General features: G+C 71.2%; 18 protein-coding genes and 1 tRNA gene. 7 read left to right on the top strand and 12 right to left on the bottom strand.

The annotated features are described in order from the left end of the window. Positions 1-39 precede the first annotated feature (39 nt). From BGP73_RS19845 to BGP73_RS19830, 4 genes are all read right to left on the bottom strand, one after another. Entirely contained in the window at positions 40-258 is a 219-nt protein-coding gene (locus BGP73_RS19845; RefSeq protein ID WP_374701171.1) for an acyl carrier protein, read from the bottom strand. Positions 259-430: 172 nt separating this feature from the next. Then, positions 431-1,198, bottom strand: a complete 768-nt coding sequence (locus BGP73_RS19840) for a thioesterase II family protein (protein ID WP_069816832.1) — start codon at positions 1,196-1,198, stop codon at positions 431-433. A gap of 247 nt (positions 1,199-1,445) precedes the next feature. Beyond that, positions 1,446-2,288: a LuxR family transcriptional regulator gene (locus tag BGP73_RS19835; RefSeq protein ID WP_244501285.1), complete on the bottom strand. Its 843-nt coding sequence runs from the start codon at positions 2,286-2,288 to the stop codon at positions 1,446-1,448. Between the two features lie 82 nt (positions 2,289-2,370). Further along, positions 2,371-3,144: a helix-turn-helix transcriptional regulator gene (locus BGP73_RS19830; RefSeq protein WP_069816830.1), complete on the bottom strand. Its 774-nt coding sequence runs from the start codon at positions 3,142-3,144 to the stop codon at positions 2,371-2,373. Between the two features lie 497 nt (positions 3,145-3,641). Between BGP73_RS19830 and BGP73_RS19825 the strand changes: the two genes are divergently transcribed. Both BGP73_RS19825 and BGP73_RS19820 read left to right on the top strand, forming a co-directional pair. Continuing rightward, complete coding sequence (locus tag BGP73_RS19825; RefSeq protein ID WP_069816828.1) at positions 3,642-4,328, top strand: 4'-phosphopantetheinyl transferase family protein; 687 nt, start codon at positions 3,642-3,644, stop codon at positions 4,326-4,328. Between the two features lie 151 nt (positions 4,329-4,479). Then, on the top strand, positions 4,480-4,947 hold the full coding sequence (locus BGP73_RS19820; protein ID WP_069816826.1) for a hypothetical protein: 468 nt from the start codon (positions 4,480-4,482) through the stop codon (positions 4,945-4,947). 388 nt (positions 4,948-5,335) lie between these two features. Here the strand turns inward: BGP73_RS19820 and BGP73_RS19815 are convergent, their stop codons facing one another. Further along, on the bottom strand, positions 5,336-5,938 hold the full coding sequence (locus BGP73_RS19815; protein ID WP_069816824.1) for a TetR/AcrR family transcriptional regulator: 603 nt from the start codon (positions 5,936-5,938) through the stop codon (positions 5,336-5,338). Positions 5,939-6,047: 109 nt separating this feature from the next. Here BGP73_RS19815 and BGP73_RS19810 point away from each other — a divergent pair, with 109 nt between their 5' ends. Then, a complete protein-coding gene (locus BGP73_RS19810; protein ID WP_069816822.1) occupies positions 6,048-6,998 on the top strand; it encodes a beta-ketoacyl-ACP synthase III in 951 nt (316 codons plus the stop codon). A gap of 372 nt (positions 6,999-7,370) precedes the next feature. On the opposite strand, the gene BGP73_RS19805 is transcribed toward BGP73_RS19810, so the two are convergent. After that, positions 7,371-7,443 (bottom strand) — tRNA-Thr (locus tag BGP73_RS19805). Between the two features lie 366 nt (positions 7,444-7,809). Between BGP73_RS19805 and BGP73_RS19800 the strand changes: the two genes are divergently transcribed. The 3 genes from BGP73_RS19800 to BGP73_RS19790 all read left to right on the top strand — a co-directional run bounded on the left by BGP73_RS19800 (position 7,810) and on the right by BGP73_RS19790 (position 10,466). Then, a complete protein-coding gene (locus BGP73_RS19800; protein WP_069816820.1) occupies positions 7,810-8,946 on the top strand; it encodes an ABC transporter ATP-binding protein in 1,137 nt (378 codons plus the stop codon). A 223-nt stretch (positions 8,947-9,169) separates the two neighbouring features. After that, positions 9,170-9,598, top strand: coding sequence for a hypothetical protein (locus BGP73_RS19795; RefSeq protein ID WP_069816818.1), 429 nt, complete (start codon positions 9,170-9,172; stop codon positions 9,596-9,598). A gap of 124 nt (positions 9,599-9,722) precedes the next feature. Then, positions 9,723-10,466, top strand: a complete 744-nt coding sequence (locus BGP73_RS19790; protein WP_069816815.1) for a nucleotidyltransferase family protein — start codon at positions 9,723-9,725, stop codon at positions 10,464-10,466. A gap of 48 nt (positions 10,467-10,514) precedes the next feature. On the opposite strand, the gene BGP73_RS19785 is transcribed toward BGP73_RS19790, so the two are convergent. The 6 genes from BGP73_RS19785 to BGP73_RS19760 all read right to left on the bottom strand — a co-directional run bounded on the left by BGP73_RS19785 (position 10,515) and on the right by BGP73_RS19760 (position 17,245). Then, the gene (locus BGP73_RS19785; RefSeq protein ID WP_079127699.1) at positions 10,515-12,395 is read right to left on the bottom strand and encodes a DoxX family membrane protein; all 1,881 of its coding nucleotides are present in this window, start codon (positions 12,393-12,395) and stop codon (positions 10,515-10,517) included. 142 nt (positions 12,396-12,537) lie between these two features. Continuing rightward, the gene (gene rlmB / locus BGP73_RS19780; RefSeq protein WP_069816812.1) at positions 12,538-13,482 is read right to left on the bottom strand and encodes a 23S rRNA (guanosine(2251)-2'-O)-methyltransferase RlmB; all 945 of its coding nucleotides are present in this window, start codon (positions 13,480-13,482) and stop codon (positions 12,538-12,540) included. 113 nt (positions 13,483-13,595) lie between these two features. After that, positions 13,596-14,993 carry a cysteine--tRNA ligase gene (cysS, locus tag BGP73_RS19775; RefSeq protein ID WP_069816810.1) on the bottom strand — a complete coding sequence of 466 codons (1,398 nt, stop codon included), beginning with the start codon at positions 14,991-14,993 and terminating at the stop codon, positions 13,596-13,598. 110 nt (positions 14,994-15,103) lie between these two features. After that, positions 15,104-15,616, bottom strand: a complete 513-nt coding sequence (gene ispF, locus BGP73_RS19770; protein ID WP_107474093.1) for a 2-C-methyl-D-erythritol 2,4-cyclodiphosphate synthase — start codon at positions 15,614-15,616, stop codon at positions 15,104-15,106. A 37-nt stretch (positions 15,617-15,653) separates the two neighbouring features. Then, on the bottom strand, positions 15,654-16,379 hold the full coding sequence (gene ispD, locus BGP73_RS19765) for a 2-C-methyl-D-erythritol 4-phosphate cytidylyltransferase (protein ID WP_244501284.1): 726 nt from the start codon (positions 16,377-16,379) through the stop codon (positions 15,654-15,656). A gap of 383 nt (positions 16,380-16,762) precedes the next feature. After that, the gene (locus BGP73_RS19760) at positions 16,763-17,245 is read right to left on the bottom strand and encodes a CarD family transcriptional regulator (RefSeq protein ID WP_006380568.1); all 483 of its coding nucleotides are present in this window, start codon (positions 17,243-17,245) and stop codon (positions 16,763-16,765) included. A gap of 764 nt (positions 17,246-18,009) precedes the next feature. Between BGP73_RS19760 and BGP73_RS19755 the strand changes: the two genes are divergently transcribed. Continuing rightward, positions 18,010-18,681 (top strand): DUF461 domain-containing protein, encoded by a 672-nt coding sequence (locus BGP73_RS19755; RefSeq protein ID WP_244501283.1) that lies wholly within the window; start codon positions 18,010-18,012, stop codon positions 18,679-18,681. The last annotated feature ends 62 nt before the right edge of the window (positions 18,682-18,743 follow it).

Raw genomic sequence — 18,743 nt, 5'->3', positions numbered from 1 at the left:
GGCCGGATCCGCCGCCCACGGGGGGCGGCGGTGGCACGATTACCAGCCGGCCGACTCCGCGACGACCTCGTACACGCTGGTCAGGTTCACCATGCGGGGAAGCTCCGACTGGTTGATCACCACGCCGAACTCCTTCTCCAGAGCGGCGAGGATCTCAATGGCCCGCAGCGAGTCCGCACCGTGGTCCTCCTTGAAGAGGCTCGTCTCGGTGACCTCGTCTTCTTCGATTTCGAGAATGTCGCAGACGATTTCCTTCATGGTCTCGAGACGCTCGGCACGCTGGTTCTCAGTCACGCTTTTCGCACCTTTCAACATTTCCGTCGCCGGAAAAGCCCTCGCTGGTCGCAAGGCAGATAGACAACTTCCGTGCGTCGTTTCTAACGGCGCCGATGCACAGGGACAAGGCAGGCTGCAACAAGCTGCTAAAGCATTATTCGCCGGAACCGCCGGGGTCGAGTCGCCGGGCCAGGTCGCCGACCACCGCGTCGTGTTGCTCCAGGAGATAGAAATGCCCTCCCGGCAGCACCTTCGACTCGAATCCGGCGGGCGCCACCTCGGACCAGGCGGCGACGTCCGCCGGCTCCACCGCCGGGTCGCTCTCGCCCGCGTACGCCGTGACCGGGCAGCGGACCGGGGTGGCGGGGCGGGGGCCGTAGGTGCCGACGATCCGGAAGTCCGCACGGATCGCGGGCATCAGCAACTCCGACAGGTCGGGGTCGGTCAGCAGTTCCGCGTCCGTGCCGCCGAGCCGCCTGACCTCGTCCAACAGCGCCTCGTCGCCCCCGAGGTAGGTCTGCTTGGGCGAGACCCGGTGCGGCGCCGAGCGGGCGGAGACGTACAGCCCGGCGAGGCGGACACCGTAGAGGTTCTCCATCCGCAGGGCCACCTCGTAGGCGCACGAGGCCCCCATGCTGTGGCCGAACAGGGCGAGCGGCACCTGCGAGGCCAACGGCAGCAAGGCGGCGGCTACCTGGTCGGCCAGTGCGCCCATGCTCTCGACGCACGGCTCGACCAGCCGCTCCTGGCGGCCGGGATAGCGGACCACCAGCACTTCGACATTGGGCCCGAAGGCCTGCCCCCAGGAGTGGTAGAAGGTGGCCGAACCGCCCGCGTGCGGCAGGACCACCAGCCGCTTCCGCAGCACCCCGGTCGCCGGGTACCGGCGGAACCACTTGTTCTCGGTGCCGACTGCGGTCATCCGCGGGACTCCTTCACCAGACCGCCCGTCCGGGCCTCTTCAACGACAGCCGCGGCAAGCCGCGGCGGCGTGGCCGTCCCACGCCCGAGGGCCTCCCGGCGGCGCGTTCCCGGAAGCGGAAACGCCCGACCGATCGGTTCGGCACTCAATGGATTCACCTTCCACATGGGGGATTCCGGAATTTAGCTTTCCGCTTGAATCCCGACCGTCATATCTAACGGCCCGAACCCCTCCCCATCAACGCCCGTTACAGGAAGCTGCCACGCGATCTGGGGCGGCCCGCCAGCAGTCCCAACTCCGCGGCCCGCACCCCGGCCTGGAATCGCGAACTGGCATCGAGCAGCACCATGATCTCGGCGACGTAGCGCCGGTAGGTGCGCACCGAAACCGACAAATCCCGAGCGGCCACCTCATCGGTCACCCCGGCGCACAACTTCTCCAGGATGCGCCGGCTGATCTCGGCTCGCGCCCGGTCACCGAAGTCCAACCGGTCGGTGGCGACGACCGCGTTCCGCCAGACGCCGTCGAAGAGCGTCAGCAGCGTGCGGATCACGGCCGGCGCCCGGATCACCGAGGCCCGTCGGCCGCTCGCCGACTCCGCGCAGGCCAGCGCCGCCTTGCCGTCGACGATCACCGCCGCCAGCATCGGGAACCGGGCGATCCGCACCTGGAGTCGGCCGTCCCCGCGGAGCGGGCAGCGGACGATGTCCGAGTTGAGCACCGCCTGGGTGCACAACACCCGCACCCGGAGCTGCTCATCGCCCTCCTCCAGCAGCCCGCAGAGCGCCGACTGCACCGCCGCGGCCGGTGCGCCGTCCCCCGCGAGCACGACGTCGACACTCTCCGTCGCCTCACTGATGATCTCCGCCGCGGCCGCCGAGATCGCCTTCGCCTCAGCCTTCACCTCGGAGACCAGAGAACGCCGCGACAGCCGGTCCCGGTGTTTGAGAACGGTGGTCTCGATCAGGCTCCGCACCTCCAGCAGCGCCTGTTCCAGGTCGTCGCCCAGCTCGGCCGGGCTCACGCCGTCCTCTTCCTCGTGCCGCCCGGTTCGTTGCTCCGGCAGCAAACCGTCCTTCACCCAACTCACCCCGTGACTCCGTCGGGAAACCCGCCTGATCCTGCGGACGCCGAGCGTCCGAGCCGGCTCGGGAGCGCCGGCCGTGAACGGCTCAGCGCGCCGGCAGCAGGCCCAACTCGACCGCCCGGACGCCCGCCTGGAAGCGCGAACTCGCCCCCAGGGCGCGCATGATCTCCGCGACGTGCCGGCGGTAGGTGCGCAGCGAGACCTGGATCTCCCTGGCGGCCGTCTCGTCGGTGCGCCCGGCACAGAGCCGCTCCAGGATCCGGCCGACGAACTCGCCCCGCAGGCTCTCGTTCAGCCGCACGTGCTCGGCCAGCCGGACGGCGCTGCTCCACGCCCCGGCGAAGAGCAGGTCGAGCGCCCGCACCGCCGCCGGATCCCGGACCAGCGAGGTGTGCCGACGGGCCCGCTCGGCGGCCGGACGCACCAGCGCGATACGGCCGTCCACCACCAAGGTGGGCTGCAACTCCCCCTGCACCACCCGCACCTCGCACTCCGGCTCACCGTTCTCCGCGGCGAAGGCCTCCGCCGCCGGGAGCATCCGCGGCCCGGTGAGGAGGCGGACCCGAACCCCTCGGCGGGCGGCGGCCGACAGCACGCCGAGCGAGGTGCGGAGCACGTCCTGCTCCTGCCCGGGGCCTCCCGGCAGAGCGACGCTGACGCTGTGTCGGGCCCCACCCACCAGGCGTTGGACGGCCTCCGCCAGCGAGCGGTCGTCGGAACCCATCACGATCAGCGAACGCTGGGCCGGCCTGCTGCGGTGGATGGAAACGGTGGACTCGATCAGCTCCCGCGCCTGCATCAACGCGAGTTCGACCTCATCCCGTCTTGAGGTATCGGGTGTCGTCAGCAGGTCAGCCATGAATCCCCCTGGGTCCACAACATTCGGTCCGCCGCAGCCTCACCGGTCGTTGTGTCAAAATGGCCGCACGGACGTTAACGGAAGTCGAAACACCTTCTGTCCACGCCTGCAACACCCAGAATTGATCTGGCGTTAAAGGTCGCGAACCGCCCGGTCACAACCCCAAAAGGCCCCGCACAGTCCGGGCGGCTACCGCGCCGACATTAGTTCGCTGGCCCTGAGCCAGTCAACGCTCCGCCCACAGTTCAAACCCCGTCAGCGCCACGGCGTTTCCGGACCACGTACTACGCAGGTAACAAAACGGCACACTCATGTCACCTTGCTGCACGCCCGGATGTGCCTTTTCGGATATAACCGCGAGCGCGATGACGGAGCGCATTCACACAACGACGTTCAGCGATCATTCCTCCAATTGATTGGCCGCTTGATGCCAATGCCTGGCTCAACCTTTCCCGCCCCGCTGCGAGTCGGCCGTCCCGGCCGGATAGAGTGCCGCGATGATCACGCCGACGACGCTCGCCAACACCGACGTCTGGTGGTGGAAGACGCCCGATGCGGCCGTCCCGGCCGACTTCGACCTACTCGGCCCCGCCGAACGTGAGCGCGCCGCGCGCATGCGGTCCTCGGCCCGCGCGACCGAGTTCATCACCTACCGAGCAGCCGTCCGCCGCATCCTCGCCGACGTGCTCGGCACCACTCCGGAACGAATAGAGCTCGGCCGCCGCGCCTGCCCCGAGTGCGGCGACGGCGACCACGGTCCTCCGGCGGTCGTCCACCCCGCCAACGACCTGTGGATCAGCGTCTCGCACACCCCCGGCATCGGCGGCCTCGCGGTAGCCGACTCCCCGGTCGGCCTCGACGTGGAGCGCGTCCGTGACGTGCGCACCGAACTCCTCGCCCCGTCCGCCCTCTCGCCCGCCGAGAGCGCGCACCTCGGCTCGCTCGCGGGCGAGGACGACCGCACCCGGGCCTTCCTGCGCTGCTGGACCCGGAAGGAAGCGGTGCTCAAGGCGGTGGGCATCGGCATGGTCACCGATCTGACGCTGGTCGAGAGCCACCCGGAGCAGGACGGTCCGGTGCGGATCACCGCCGGCGCACCGGGCACCCCGCAGCTGTGGACGGTGACCGACATCGAGGCCCCCGGCCCCGCCGCCGCGGCGATCGCCCGGCCGCACGGGGACTGACCCGCGCCCTGCTGACCGGTGTTCCGCGGGGCGCCACCGCTCCTCGGGTGGCCGCGGCGGCAGGGACGCCACCCCGCACTGCACGGCACCGAGCTGGCGGGACCGCGACCGACCAAGCCCTGAACCGGCAGCGCTGACCTATGGTGGAATCGTGCAGAAAATCGAATACAGACCTGCTCAGCGGCGCACCTGGTGGTTGTGGTTCGGAGCCGCGCTCGTGTTGTCCGCCTACTCCGTCTTCGCTCTGCAGACAGGGTGGTCACGAGAGACCTCTATCGGCTCGTTCCCCTCGGCATTCGGCCTGATGGGGATTCCAGCAGCCCCGTGGCTGGCCCGTATGGCGCTCGGGCGGACGATCGTGGACGCGGACGGCGTCCAGGCGCGGAAGCCGTTCGGCGGCTCCGCCGCCGCCTGGCACGAGATCTCGGAGATCACCGTGGACAAGGTGGGCGGATTCCACGGAAGGTACGACTACTGGATCCGCGTCAGTCGCCACGACGGGGATTCGTTCCGCCTGCCCGCCCCCATGACCTCCGACGCCGGGCGTGATCCGTCCTTCGAGGCGGCGCTGAAGGACATCACGCACCAGTGGAACGCGAGAACCCGACCGCCGCGGTGAACCTGCGGGACTTCTCGCCGAGCGTGACGGCCCGACAGCTGGCGGCGATCGACCCCGACTGACTGCCCCTGGCCGCCCAGCTGGCAGCGGCACTACCGCGTCCTCGCCGGTCTGGTCGACGCCGGCGGCGTGCTGCCCGACATCGCGCCCGATATGCCTTCCAGGGCGACGACATCGGACGGTGGCTGGAGCAGCGGAAGCAACCAGGCACCCGGGCACCGCTGTCCACCGAGCGACGGGGACGACCGGCCACACGTAAGGGTTGTCCCGTAATCCCTGGTGGGCGCACGGCGAGAATCCGCGCGAGCGCTGAGTGACATCGGCGGCCGAGAGGCCGCGGGTCAAAGATCCCTTCGCCCCGACTGAGGGGTGGTCTCGTGAAGGTGCGTCAGTGCACTTCCAGAAGCCGTCGCACTGCGCGTCGGGCACGCCCAGGTGCTCGCTCGTCGTGATGGAGCTGCAGGGAGTGGTTGAGAGCCAGCATGATCCCGACCAGCTCATACACCAGTTGGCCGGGGTCAGTATCCGTCGGCAGTTCGCCGACGTTGACGGCGCGACGGATGTGGATGCTCAGGTCGCGGCGCCAGAGTGAGTCCAGGCCGGCGATGGCATCACGCACCGGTCCGCCGCGGCCGTCGAACTCCGCCGCCACGGCGGTGAAGAAGCAGCCGCCGGGCAGCAACTCACGTTCCAGATACGACACCCATGCCTCACACAACGCGCTCAGGTGCGCCAGTCCCGGCGGCACGCCCCGGGCTCGTTGCGGCACCTCGCGGGCGAACATCTCCGCCGCGGCGTCGACGACGGCGAGTTGCAGGCTCTCCTTCGTACCGAAGTGGCCGAGCACTCCCGCCTTGCTCATCCCCAGTTCGGTTGCCAGTCGGCCGATGGTCAGCCCCTCCAGGCCATTCACGGACGCGAGAGTCAGACCACGGTCAACGATGCGCTGACGGGTGCGGCCGGCCTCAAGGACGGAGTTGCGAGGACTCATGACAAGCCATGCTAGTCGCTCGCCACCTCTTTAGCTTCCGACCGATCGGTTGCTATATTCCGGCGGGCATTGCCCGACCTGCCGCGCAGTCCGACCGAGGAGAAACTCCATGCCGGGAACCCGTATCGCTGCGATGGGCCACCATCAGCCGTCCCGAGTGCTGAGCAATGCGGACCTGGAGCAACTCGTGGCGACCAGCGACGACTGGATCCGTCAGCGCACCGGGATCGCCACCCGCAGGATCGCGCGCGAGGACGAGTCCGTCACCGACATGGCCGCAGCCGCCGCGGCGAAGGCTCTGGTCACCTCCGGTCTCGCACCGGCAGAAATCGGCTTGGTGACTGTCGCGACCTGCTCCGCCGTTGACCGCTGCCCCTCCATCGCTGCCCAGGTCGCCGCTCGCCTGGAGATCCCATCCGCCGTCTGCTTCGATCTGAACAACGGCTGCGCCGGCTTCACCACGGCCCTCGCCTGCGCGGATCACTCACTCAAGGCGGGAGCGGCCCGGCACGCCCTCGTCATCGGCGCCGAAAAGATGTCCGACGTCACCGACTGGAGTGACCGCAGTACCTGCGTTCTCCTGGGCGACGGCGCGGGCGCAGCCCTCATCAGTTCGACGGAGGCGGACCACGAGGGCATCGGCCTCGTCGTCTGGGGCTCCGACCCGACCCGCGGGAACGCGGTGCGGCTGCAGGACGCCTGGCAGCCGAAGTTCACCCAGGAAGGCCAGGCGGTCTTCCGCTGGGCCACCAGCGAACTGCCCGCCATCGCCGAGGACGCCTGCCGCCATGCCGGCATCGCCACCACCGACCTCGCCGCAGTCGTCACCCACCAGGCCAATCTGCGGATCATCGAGGCACTGACCCGACGCCTCGCACTGCGCGATGACGTCGTGATCGCCCGGGACGTCGTCGACTCGGGCAACACCTCCGCCGCCTCGGTCCCGCTCGCGTTGTCCAAGCTCGTCGAGCGCGGCGAGGTCCCCGCGGGCGCCCCCGTGCTGCTGTTCAGCTTCGGCGGAGGCCTGTCCTGGGCGGGCCAGGTCGTCACCTGCCCCTGAGGGGCCCGCCGATGGCCCTCGCCCGCATCGACAAGGAGGTGCCCGAGGGACTGGAGGTGCACCTGGTCTGCTACATCCACGCCACGCACAAGACACCGGCGATACAGCACTGGCTCACGGCGCACCCGTGCTTCCACATGCCCTTCACCCCACCTGCCTCCTTGGCTCAACCAGGTAGACCTTCCGAGGGAAGACAACCGCCGAGCCGGGACGCTCGCGCAGGACACCCGTCGGGAAGCGGCGTCAGCCACCTGGAAACCGGCCGTGGAAGCGGAGCGTCGACCAGGGCTGACCGACCTCGCCGACGCCGTCCACGGACGCCGAACGCCCCGGACCAGGATCGGTCCGGGGCGTTCTTCCTGCTCACAGTCGAGCCGACTGTCGGACTCGAACCGACGACCTTCGCTTTACAAGAGCGGTGCTCTACCAGCTGAGCTAAGTCGGCGCGTGCCGCCTCGATCCGGTGCCGAGCGCGGGGCACCACCACTCTACACAGCCGGACCGCCGTACCGCCGGGGTCACCGCGCGCCGCCGCGGGCGTCATCTGAGGAGCAGACCGGGCGCCCCTCCGCCCCGGAACCCGCGCCACGCTCCGTACACCGCGGTCGGGCGCGGCGCGATCGAGACCGCACCGCTACTGACAAGCCGCAGGTGGGCCGGGTAGCGTCACCCAGCAGTCCACCTGGTGTGGACCAACCGCAGCCGTCGATCGGCAGCCACCGTTCGCGAGGGCGGCGGACCGGCGGCGGCTCCCAACGCCTCACCTTTACTCGGATCGTCCGGCACGTTCCTGCCGGTGAAGGGAAACACCATGGCTACGGTCACGTTCGACAACGCGACACGCGTCTACCCCGGCTCCGGCAAGGCCGCGGTCGACAAGCTCAACATCGAGATCGCCGACGGCGAGTTCCTCGTCCTGGTCGGGCCCTCCGGGTGCGGCAAGTCCACCTCGCTGCGGATGCTCGCGGGGCTTGAGGACGTCAACGCGGGCTCGATCCGCATCGGGGAGCGGGACGTCACGCACCTGCCGCCCAAGGACCGGGACATCGCCATGGTGTTCCAGAACTACGCGCTCTACCCGCACATGACCGTCGCCGACAACATGGGCTTCGCCCTCAAGATCGCCGGCGTCAACAAGTCGGAGATCCGCAAGAAGGTCGAGGACGCCGCCAAGATCCTCGACCTCACCGACTACCTGGGCCGCAAGCCGAAGGCGCTCTCGGGTGGTCAGCGCCAGCGCGTCGCCATGGGCCGCGCCATCGTCCGGGAGCCCCAGGTGTTCCTGATGGACGAGCCGCTCTCCAACCTCGACGCCAAGCTCCGGGTCTCCACCCGGACCCAGATCGCGGGGCTGCAGCGCCGGCTCGGCATCACCACCGTCTACGTCACCCACGACCAGGTCGAGGCCATGACCATGGGTGACCGGGTGGCGGTGCTCAAGGACGGGCTGCTCCAGCAGGTCGACTCCCCGCGGAACATGTACGACCGCCCGGCCAACCTCTTCGTCGCCGGCTTCATCGGCTCCCCGGCCATGAACCTCGTCGAGGTGCCGATCACCGACGGCGGCGTGAAGTTCGGCAACAGCGTGGTGCCGGTCTCCCGCGAGGCGCTGTCGACTGCCGCCGACAGCGGAGACCGCACGGTCACCGTCGGCGTCCGCCCGGAGCACTTCGACGTCGTCGAGCAGGACGGCGCCACCGCCCAGTCGCTCAGCAAGGAGAGCGACGAGGCGCCGGCCGGTCTCGCCGTGGCCGTCAACGTCGTCGAGGAGCTCGGCGCCGACGGCTACGTCTACGGCACCGCCAAGGTCGGCGACTCCGAGAAGGACCTGGTGGTCCGGGTGCCCGGCCGCAAGATCCCGGAGAAGGGCAGCACGCTCCACGTCGTGCCGCGCCCGGACGAGATCCACGTCTTCTCCACCTCCAGCGGGACCCGTCTCACCGACTGAGCAGTGCCGCTGCCGAAGTCAGCGGTCGACGGCGTCGCGCCCCCGGCTGACGGGGTGTGCGGCGCCGTCCGCCCTTTCGGGCCCGCTCGGGCGCATCGGGCTCGCCCCCGTCCACACCCACCGTTCCCGCCCCGGTCGAACAGTCGCCCAAGGCCCTCTCCGCAGCTCCCTCGCCCGAGTGACGGAATGTGGCATTTCGACTACGGATCGCTACCATCGCCGCGTGAACACCGTAGCCCGCCGAATCGGCCGCTCCCTCGCGCTCGCCCTCCCCGTCGTGCTGGTACTCTCCGGCACTCTCGCGGTCAGCCAGGTCAACTGGTCCACCCCGCAAGGCGAGTCCTCGATGCTCAACGCCTCCGCCGAGCAGACCGACCGAAGCCCCGCCGGGACCGCCAGCACTCCGCAGGACCGGCTCCGCGACCGGCTGATCGCCGAACTCCGGGAGAAGGACCCCGGCGTGGCGCTGACCCACCTCCAGCAGGCCACCGAACGCGACCCCTCGCTGGCCGAGCACTGCGGCCGGATCGCCCGGGCGCTCGGTCGGGCGGCCGTGGCCAAGTACGGCAGCGCGGTGGAGCGGGCCCAGAGCTTCTCCCGGCCCGTCTGCGACACCTCCTTCGCCTACGGCGTGGCCCAGGCGGCGCACTGACGGAACCGACCGGACCTCAGCAACTGGCCCGGCTCTCCCCCCGAGCCCACCTCGTCGCCTTCCGACCGGCCGCGCCCCCGGCGCGCGTACGGCCAGCGGCACAACACCGCATATGGTGCGGCTCATGACAGGTGACTCCAACGCTTCCTCCGCGCGCCCGACCCAGGCCGTGATCCTCGCCGGCGGCCAGGGCTCACGATTGCGCCCGTACACCGACGACCGGCCGAAACCGCTGGTCGAGATTCCGGGCACCGGGACGCCGATCATCGGCCACCAACTCGGTTGGCTCGCCGCCGAGGGCGTCACCGACGCGGTCATCTCCTGCGGCCACCTCGCGGAGGTGCTCCAGGAGTGGCTCACCTCCACCGCCGACCGGCTGCCCTGCCGGGTCACCACGGTCACCGAGGACGAACCACTCGGTCGCGGCGGCGGTCTCAAACACGCCGCGGCCTATCTACCGCGTCCCGACGAACCCTGGTACGCCACCAACGGCGACATCTGGACGCGTTTCTCGCTCCGGGAGATGGCCGACTTCCACCACGAGCGCGGTGCGGAGGCGACGCTCTCGCTGGCCCGGCCCCGCATCCCCTGGGGCGTGGTGGAGACCAACGAGTACGGCCATGTCGTGGACTTCATCGAGGCGCCCCCCTCGCCGTACCTCATCAACGCCGGGGTCTACGTCTTCTCCGCGAACTTCGCCGCCATGCTCCCGACCCGCGGCGACCACGAGCGCACCACCTTCCCGCGGCTGGCCCGGAAACGCCGACTCGCCGGCTATCCCCTGCCGCAGGGGGCCTACTGGCGAGCCATCGACACCGAGAAGGACCTCACCGAGGCGGCCAGGGAACTCGCGGCGCACCAGAGCTGACGCCCTGCGGGTGGCCCCGGGCCGGGGCCACCCGCACCACGCTCCGGATCAGCCGAGCAGACCGCCCAGGGCGCCCTCGTCGGGATCGCCGCCGGTCCTCCCGTCGGCGCCCTCGTCACCACCGCTCCCCGGGTCGGGTGCCGAGCCGCCGGTGGACCCCGGTCCCGCGGTGCGGCTCGGCGGCTGCTGCGGGGGCGCCTGCTGTCGGGCGGGCGGGCCGACGGTGCCCTGGGTGGGCTGAGCCGGGCCGGAGGTCGCCGCGCCGGCCGACTCCTCCGGCGCGGACGGCGAGACCGAAGCCTCCGGGCTCGCGGGACTTCCGGTCTCGCGGGCACCCGCACCCGAGGACGGGTCCAGGGACGGGCGGCGTTCCGGCCGCTGCGGCAGCGGAGAGCCCGGCAGGTGGTTGCGGGGCGCCTCCTCCGGTCCGGGCAGCCGGGTGAGATCGGTGGACCGCACGGCGCCGCCGAGCATCGAACCGGTCAGCAGGGTGACACCGACGATCATCGCTCCCAGCACCGCGCCGCGCCTGAGGACCCGCAGCCGGAGGTCCCACAGCTCGGCACGGGGCCCGAGACTGCGCCAGGCCTCCCCTGACAGCCTGGCGTCCACCGAGTACACCGGTGCGCCCGCGATGACCAACGGGCTCCAGGCCGCGAGGTAGATGATGTCCGGCAACTCGTAGACCGGCCCCTGCTGCCAGCTCACGGTCAGCAGGAGCGCGATCGAGAGCAGGGCGCCGACCGCCGCCGCCAGCCGCTGCCAGAGTCCGCAGATGGTCAGCACACCCACCACGATCTGCAGGAAGGCCACCGTGAGCCCGGCGCCCAACGGATGGGCCAGGGCCAGGTCGTGCAGCGGGGCCGCCACCGACCAGGGCCGCATCGAACGCAGCCAGGAGACCAGGGAGCCGTCCTGTGCGGCGTCGAAGTAGACCGGATCGCAGAGCTTGCCCATACCGGCGTAGACCGAGATCAGGCCGAGGAAGACCCGGAGCGGCAGCAGCACCACGCCGAGGTTGATCCGGCGGTCGGGGTAGTAGGCGTGCCGGACGGCGTCCGCGGAGCGCCGCCGCCCCCGGCGGCCCTCCCCCGTGCCGTCTCCGCTCCCGGCCGCCGTGAGGTCATCGGTGGCCCGGTCGCTCCCGGTCTGCCGGTCCGTCTCCGGGTCGGCGTCGAACTCCTCGTAGGCGCGGTGCTCCAGGAGGGTACGGCGACGGCCGGCCGGGGCTTCCCCGACCAACGCCCGCGGTCCGCCGTCGTCGGGCGGGTACGGCTCGGCTCGGTAGGGTTCGAGCGGCTGCGGCTCGGGCGGACACGGTTCGGCCAGCTCCTCGAACTCAGCGGGAGACCGCGGCGGGTCGGCTCCCCGCTCGCCGGCGAGGCCGTCCCCCTCGTATCCGGCCTCCTCCCACTCCAGCCCGCGCAACGGTCGGAGCCCCAGCAGCGGCCCGGGTTCCGGTGGCCTCGGCTGGCGCGGTGCGACGACTCCGGGCGGCTGCGGCGCGTCGCCCCGGAGCTGCGGCAGGACCTGGGTGGTCGCCGGGTCCTCCGCACCGTCGACGGCCGGGAACGGCGCGGTCCCGTCCAGCCCCGTTCCCGTGTTCCGGACCGCCTGCAGGAGTTGGCCGGCGGCCGGGTCACCGGGCCTGGTCCGTCCGCTCCACACCACGGGTGTGCGGCGCCGCGACCCCGCGGCCGGGGTGGCGCCGACCGGTCGGGGAGGCGTGGTGGCGGCGGACCGCCGGAGCGCGGCCGGCACGGGGATACCGCCTGGCACCGGCCTGGCGAGCCGCACCCGGAAGCTGGCGTGGTTGACGATGACCTGGGCGGGATCACACGGCACCTTCACCGTGCTCAGCCCGGGCTCGCCGCTGAAACCGGGCGAGCCGCCCCCGGTAGAGCGAGGTGTTCTGGTGTCCACACTCATCTAACCGAGTGACCCCCGGTTAAGACACTGCCCGCACTGCCCCGATCTGTCCGAGACCCGTCAAGATCTCCGGTTCCCCGGTGCCGACGCGGCGCCCAGCTTCCCGGTGGCGCCCCCAGCCGGCCGCACCGGTCCGCACGGCTCAGGAGCGGCGGCGGGCCGCCTCGTACAGCACGACACCGGCGGCGACCCCGGCGTTCAACGACTCGGCGCCGCCCGGCATCGGGATCCGCACCCGGAGGTCACAGGTCTCGCTCACCAGCCGGGAGAGCCCCTTGCCCTCGCTGCCGACGACGATCACCACCGGCCCGTCCAGCGCCTCGACGTCCTGGATCTCGGCCTCACCGTCGGCGGCCAGCCCCACCACGAACAGCCCGGCCTTCTGGTAGGCCTCCAGCGCGCGGGTGAGATTGGTGGCCCGGGCGACCGGGGTACGGGCCGCGGTGCCCGCCGAGGTCTTCCAGGCGGCCGCGGTCATCCCGGCCGCGCGACGCTCGGGCACCACCACACCGTGCCCGCCGAAGGCCGACACCGACCGCACCACGGCCCCCAGGTTGCGGGGGTCGGTGACCCCGTCCAGCGCCACGATGAGCGGGTCCTCACCGTCGTCCAGCGCGGCGGCCGCCAGGTCCTCGGGGTGGGCGTAGTCGTACGGCGGCACCTGGAGCACCAGGCCCTGGTGGTTGAGGCCGCCGGTCATCCGGTCCAGCTCCGGTCGCGGCGCCTCCATCAGCGGCAGCCCCCGGTCGACGGCGGCCTGCAGCGCCTCCCGCACCCGCTCGTCGCTGTCGATGTACTGCTGGACGTGCAGCTTGGTCGCCGGGACGCCCTCCCGCAGCGCCTCCGCCACCGAGTTGCGGCCGACCACCATCTCGCTGCTGCCCGATCCGGCGCGGCGCTTGGGGCGGGCCGCCGCCCGCCGCGCCTTCTCGTTGGCCAGCCGGTTCTTGATATGCCCCTTGCGGGCCGAGGCGGGCGGAGTCGGCCCCTTGCCCTCCAGGCCTCGGCGACGCTGGCCGCCGCTGCCGACCTGCATGCCCTTCTTGCCGGACGTGCGGCGGTTTCTGCGCTGGCTGTTGCCGGCCATGGGTCACCTGACTTCTCTGCCCGCCGGCTGCTGCTCGGCGGTACTGGCTGCGTAACTTGCTGCGTAACTTGTATGGAACTGAACTGCTGTGCTCGCCGGCGGTCGGCGGACCGTCAGTGCGGGCCGATCTCCCATCGCGGCCCGGACGGGGTGTCCTCGATGAGGAGCCCGGACCGCTGGAGCCGGTCGCGGATGGCATCCGCCGTGGCGTAGTCCTTGCGGGCCCGCGCCGCCTGGCGCTGCTCCAGCACCAGGCGGACCAGGGAGTCGACCACGTCGTGCAGTTCCTCGCTCTGCTCTCCCGCGCCGCTCCACCGGGGGTCCAGCGGGTCGAGGCCGAGCACGCCGAGCATCGCCCGCACCTCGGCCAGCCGGGCGACGGCCGCCTCCTTGTCGTCCGCGGTGAGTGCGGAGTTGCCCTGCCGGACGGTGGTGTGCAGGACGGCGAGCGCCTGCGGCACCCCGAGGTCGTCGTCCATCGCCTCGGCGAAGGCCGGCGGCACCTCGGGCGCGGGCTCCGTCACCCCGGCCAGCTCGGTGACCCGCTGCACGAAGCCCTCGATCCGCCCGAAGGCGGACTCCGCCTCCCGCAGCGCCTCCTCGCTGTACTCGATCGTCGACCGGTAGTGCGGGGTGCCGAGGTAGTAGCGGAGTACGACGGGGCGCCAGCGCGCCACCATCTCCGAGATGAGCACCGAGTTGCCGAGTGACTTGCTCATCTTCTCGCCGCTCATCGTCACCCAGGCGTTGTGCACCCAGTAGGCGGCGAAGTCGTCGCCGAAGGCCCGGCTCTGGGCGATCTCGTTCTCGTGGTGCGGGAAGACCAGGTCCACGCCGCCGCCGTGGATGTCGAAGGCGCTGCCGAGGTACTTGTGGGCCATCGCGGAGCACTCCAGGTGCCAGCCGGGCCGACCCGGCCCCCAGGGCGTCTCCCAGCTCGGCTCCCCGGGCTTGACCGCCTTCCACATGGCGAAGTCGCGCGGGTCCCGCTTGCCGGTCTCCCCCTCGCCGGAGGGCTGGAGGAGGTTGTCCAGCTCCTGGTTGGACAGGGCGAGGTACTCCGGGAAGGAGTGGACGTCGAAGTAGACGTTGCCGTCGGCCGGATAGGCGTGCCCGCGCTCGATGAGCCCCCGCATCATCTCGATCATCTCGGGGATGTGGCCGGTGGCGCGGGGCTCGTAGGTCGGCCGGAGGCAACCGAGGGCGTCATAGGCGGCGTTGAAGGCGCCCTCGTTGCGGTAGCCGATCGACCACCACGGCTCGCCGCTCTCCGCCTCCTTCGCGATGATCTTGTCATCGATGTCGGTGACGTTGCGGACGAACGTCACCTCGTAGCCGCGGTAGGCGAACCAGCGGCGCATGATGTCGAAGTTGAGTCCCGATCGGATGTGTCCGATGTGCGGGGCGGCCTGCACGGTCGCGCCACAGAGGTAGATCGAGACACAGCCCGGCGTCAGCGGGGCGAAGTCGCGGATCTGCCGGGCGCTGGTGTCGTACAGCCGAATAGTCACGGGACCAGGGTACTGACTCCGACGCCGCCGTACGCCCCGGTCTCCCGCAGCCGTCCCGTGTCCCCGCACACCGCTCCCTCCGGCGGCCGGGCGCGATTACGGCACAGTCCTCAAGGAGTGACGACGCCCCCGGGCACGACCAGGGCCGTGGCGGTGGCCGCCAGCCCCTCCCCGCGCCCGGTCAGCCCCAGCCCGTCGGTGGTGGTGCCGGAGACGGAGACCGGTGCGCCGACCGCTTCCGACAGCACCCGCTGCGCCTCGGCACGCCGTCCGCCGATCTTCGGACGGACCCCGATCACCTGGATGGCCACGTTGCCGATGTCGAAACCGGACGCCCGCACGATCCGCGCCGCCTCGGTCAGCAGCGTCACGCCGGAAGCGCCGGCCCACTCGGGCCGTCCGGTCCCGAAGTGCTCCCCGAGGTCGCCCAGACCGGCCGCCGAGAACAGCGCGTCACAGGCGGCGTGTGCGGCGACATCGCCGTCGGAGTGGCCGGCCAGCCCGATGGGGACGCCGCCGCCCGGCTCCTCCCAGCGCAGGCCCGCGCACCACAGCTCCCGCCCCTTCTCGAAGGCGTGCACGTCGGTGCCGATGCCCACCTGCGGCAGCGGGAATCCGATCATCCCGGCGGACCGGGCGGCCGGTCCCCCGTTGTCGCGGTCAGGCGAAGCCATCGGTAGCCCTCCGACGATCGAGTACGGCCTCGGCCAGCACGAGGTCCAGCGGACGGGTCACCTTGAACGCCTCCTCGTGCCCGGGCACCACCACCACCGGCAGGCCCAGCCGCTCGACCATACCGGCGTCGTCGGTCACGCCCTCGCCTTCCAGGGCGACCGTCCGGTGCGCCTTCTCCAACGTGGCCCGGTCGAAGCCCTGCGGGGTCTGCACCGCCCGCAGCGCGGCGCGGTCGGGGGTGGCCACCACGGGCTCCGGCCCGCCGCCGGCCCGGGGCTCCACCTGCTTGACGGTGTCGGCCAGCGGCAGCGCCGGCACCACGGCGGGGGCGCCGCCGCGGACCGCGGCGGCGACCGTCTCCACGGTCTCCACCGGGACCAGCGGCCGGGCCGCGTCGTGCACCAGCACCACGGTGACCTCCGGCGGCAGCGCGGCCAGGCCGAGCCGCACCGACTCCTGTCGGGTGCCGCCGCCGGGCACGACCACCAGTTCGGTCGAATCGGGTCGCGCGTGGTCGTCCAGGAGCGTGCGCGCCTCCTGTGCGCCGTCCGGCGGAGCGACCACCACGACGAGGGAGACGTCCCGCGAACGGGCCATCGCCCGGACCGCGTGCACCAGCATGGGCACACCGTTCAGGGCGCGGAGCGCCTTGGGGGTGCCCGGACCCAGCCGGACCCCTCGGCCCGCCGCGGGGATGACCGCCGCGGTCACGTCGCCGGGACTTTCGGGCGTCGACACGGACGCCCGGGACTGCGGAGCTGCGTTGGCGTTCAGGTTTGTTTCCTCGACCGGGATGGGTATGGGCCACAGCGTGCCGGGCGCGACGCCCCGACCGGTCCCTTCCGTGACAACCGGCCGAGCGAGCTGCCCGGGCCCGGCACGCCAACAGCATTCCCAAGCCACCCGCCGGCCGGCAAGCACCCGTGTTCCGGCGGGCAGTCCGGACTCGAACAGCCATGCCGGCCCACCCGGGCGAGCCCGGGTCGAGTCCTCTCCAACCCGCCACGCCAGTGGCCCGGCGATACGACGCCGGGCCACCGCGAAAATCTGCTCACCGGGCGCTCGGAAAGGCTGTCGGAGGTCCGGATCTCAGATCAGGACGCGAGAACCTCGTCGAGCAGAGCCTCGGCCTTGTCCTCGTTGGTGTTCTCCGCCAGAGCGAGTTCGCTCACCAGGATCTGGCGGGCCTTGGCGAGCATGCGCTTCTCACCCGCGGAGAGTCCGCGTTCGCGCTCACGGCGCCACAGGTCGCGGACGACCTCCGCCACCTTGATCACATCGCCGGAGGCGAGCTTCTCGAGATTCGCCTTGTAGCGGCGGGACCAGTTGGTCGGCTCTTCGGCATACGGTGCACGCAGCACCTCGAAGACCCGGTCCAGTCCCTCTTGCCCGACCACATCGCGAACGCCGACGAACTCCGCATTGTCCGCGGGCACTCGAACGGTCAGATCGCCTTGCGCGACCTTCAGCACCAAGTAGGTCTTGTCCACGCCTTTGATCTGGCGAGTTTCGATGGCTTCGATCAGCGCGGCCCCGTGATGGGGATAGACCACGGTGTCGCCAACCTTGAACGTCATGTGACAGGTACCCCTTCCGTGGCTATCCAGAGTAACACGGGAACGGACCGTTCTGAATGGTGTTTTCGCAGGTCAGGGCGGTTCTCGGGGGTTGACAACCACGGGCGGTACATGCTGCGCGGCCCCGCTTCCAGCAGGTATTCGCAGGTCGGAGGGGCTGTGGGGGTGAAGTGAAAGATGCGCCACAGAGAGCCTCACCACCCCTCCGAAGCAACCGAACGTCCCGGTTTGCCGGAATCCAAGAAGTGACTTGCGCTACTCCGTTCGACACCGGGCGCACTCACTTCGGGGAGTTTTCCTGAATTCGATCAAACAGGCGACTGATCGAATTCCCAACGCACGGGCATTCCCCTCCGATTACCAGCCACGGCGACCCGCCGCCCGTTTTTCTCCGCAGCGTGCCCGCGGCGCGACCGCAACCGCGCGCTGCGGAACGACCGGTCAGCGAGTCCTGGCCGGGCAGCACTTCACTCCCCGGCGGCGCGGGTGACGTACGGCACACCGCCGCCGCCTCCGGCGTCCGACCACCCCGCTGTCCGGCTGCGCCGCCGCCGCGCAGGCACCCGCCGCCGTCAGCGGCTTCGGCAGCGTTCCCGGGGCGGCCGGGCCGTAGGGTGCGGGTCGGGTGCGGAGCGGAAACGGCGGCTGGGTAATCTAAGGCCGCTGATACACGGGGACGGGCCGTGTCCGAACCCCAGCTGTCCATCCGCGTCCGGGCGTGAGCCGTTCGGCCGCCGTAGTCCGTACTAGGAGATGCCGCCGCCGTGAGCCTGCCCCAACCTCCGGCCGGGGGTACCCCGAGCCTTCGACGTGGTGCCCTCGTAGCCGCCGCCGCGCTGTCGCTCGTCGCGCTCACCGGTTGCGCCGCTGGGTTCGACGCCGAGACCCTCCAGGTCAAGCCGGACAACGCCGCGACGACGATCGACGACATCCAGATCCACAACGCGGTGCTGATCACGGAGGCCGACGGCCCCGGCGGACCGGCCTCGGTGAGTGCCCGGATCTTCAACCAGAGCCGGAAGGACCAGACCCTGGAGTCGGTGTCCGTGCCCGGCACCGGCTCGTCGGTCGTGCTCTCGCCGGCCAAGGGCTCCGGTCCGGTGACCGTGCCGGCCGGGGGCTCCGTGCTGCTCGGCGGTGAGGGCAACGCCTCCGCGATCCTGGAGGACAGCGGCAAGGTCGGCGAGGACGGCGACACCCAGCAGGTCGTCTTCCGGCTCAGCAGGACCGGGGCCATCAAGATGACGGTCTTCGTCGTCCCGGCGACCCACTACTACGAGAAGTTCGGGCCGAGCAGCGCGCCCTCGCCGTCGAGCTCGGCCTCCGCCGGCTCCGAGAAGTCCGGCTCCGACAAGGCCGGCTCCGACAAGGCGGACGCGGAGAAGTCCGACGAGGAGAAGGCCGGCTCCGACAGCGGGGACGCCGCGGACGAGTGACCGGCGGCCGCTCCCGGTGAGCGGCGGTTGACGACGGGGGCGGCCCCCGGAACGCTGACGGC

The organism is Streptomyces sp. TP-A0874 (assembly GCF_001748085.1).
Taxonomy (GTDB): domain Bacteria; phylum Actinomycetota; class Actinomycetes; order Streptomycetales; family Streptomycetaceae; genus Streptomyces.
Note: the sequence above shows the minus strand (reverse complement) of the source record. Positions and strands in the feature narration are given on the sequence as shown.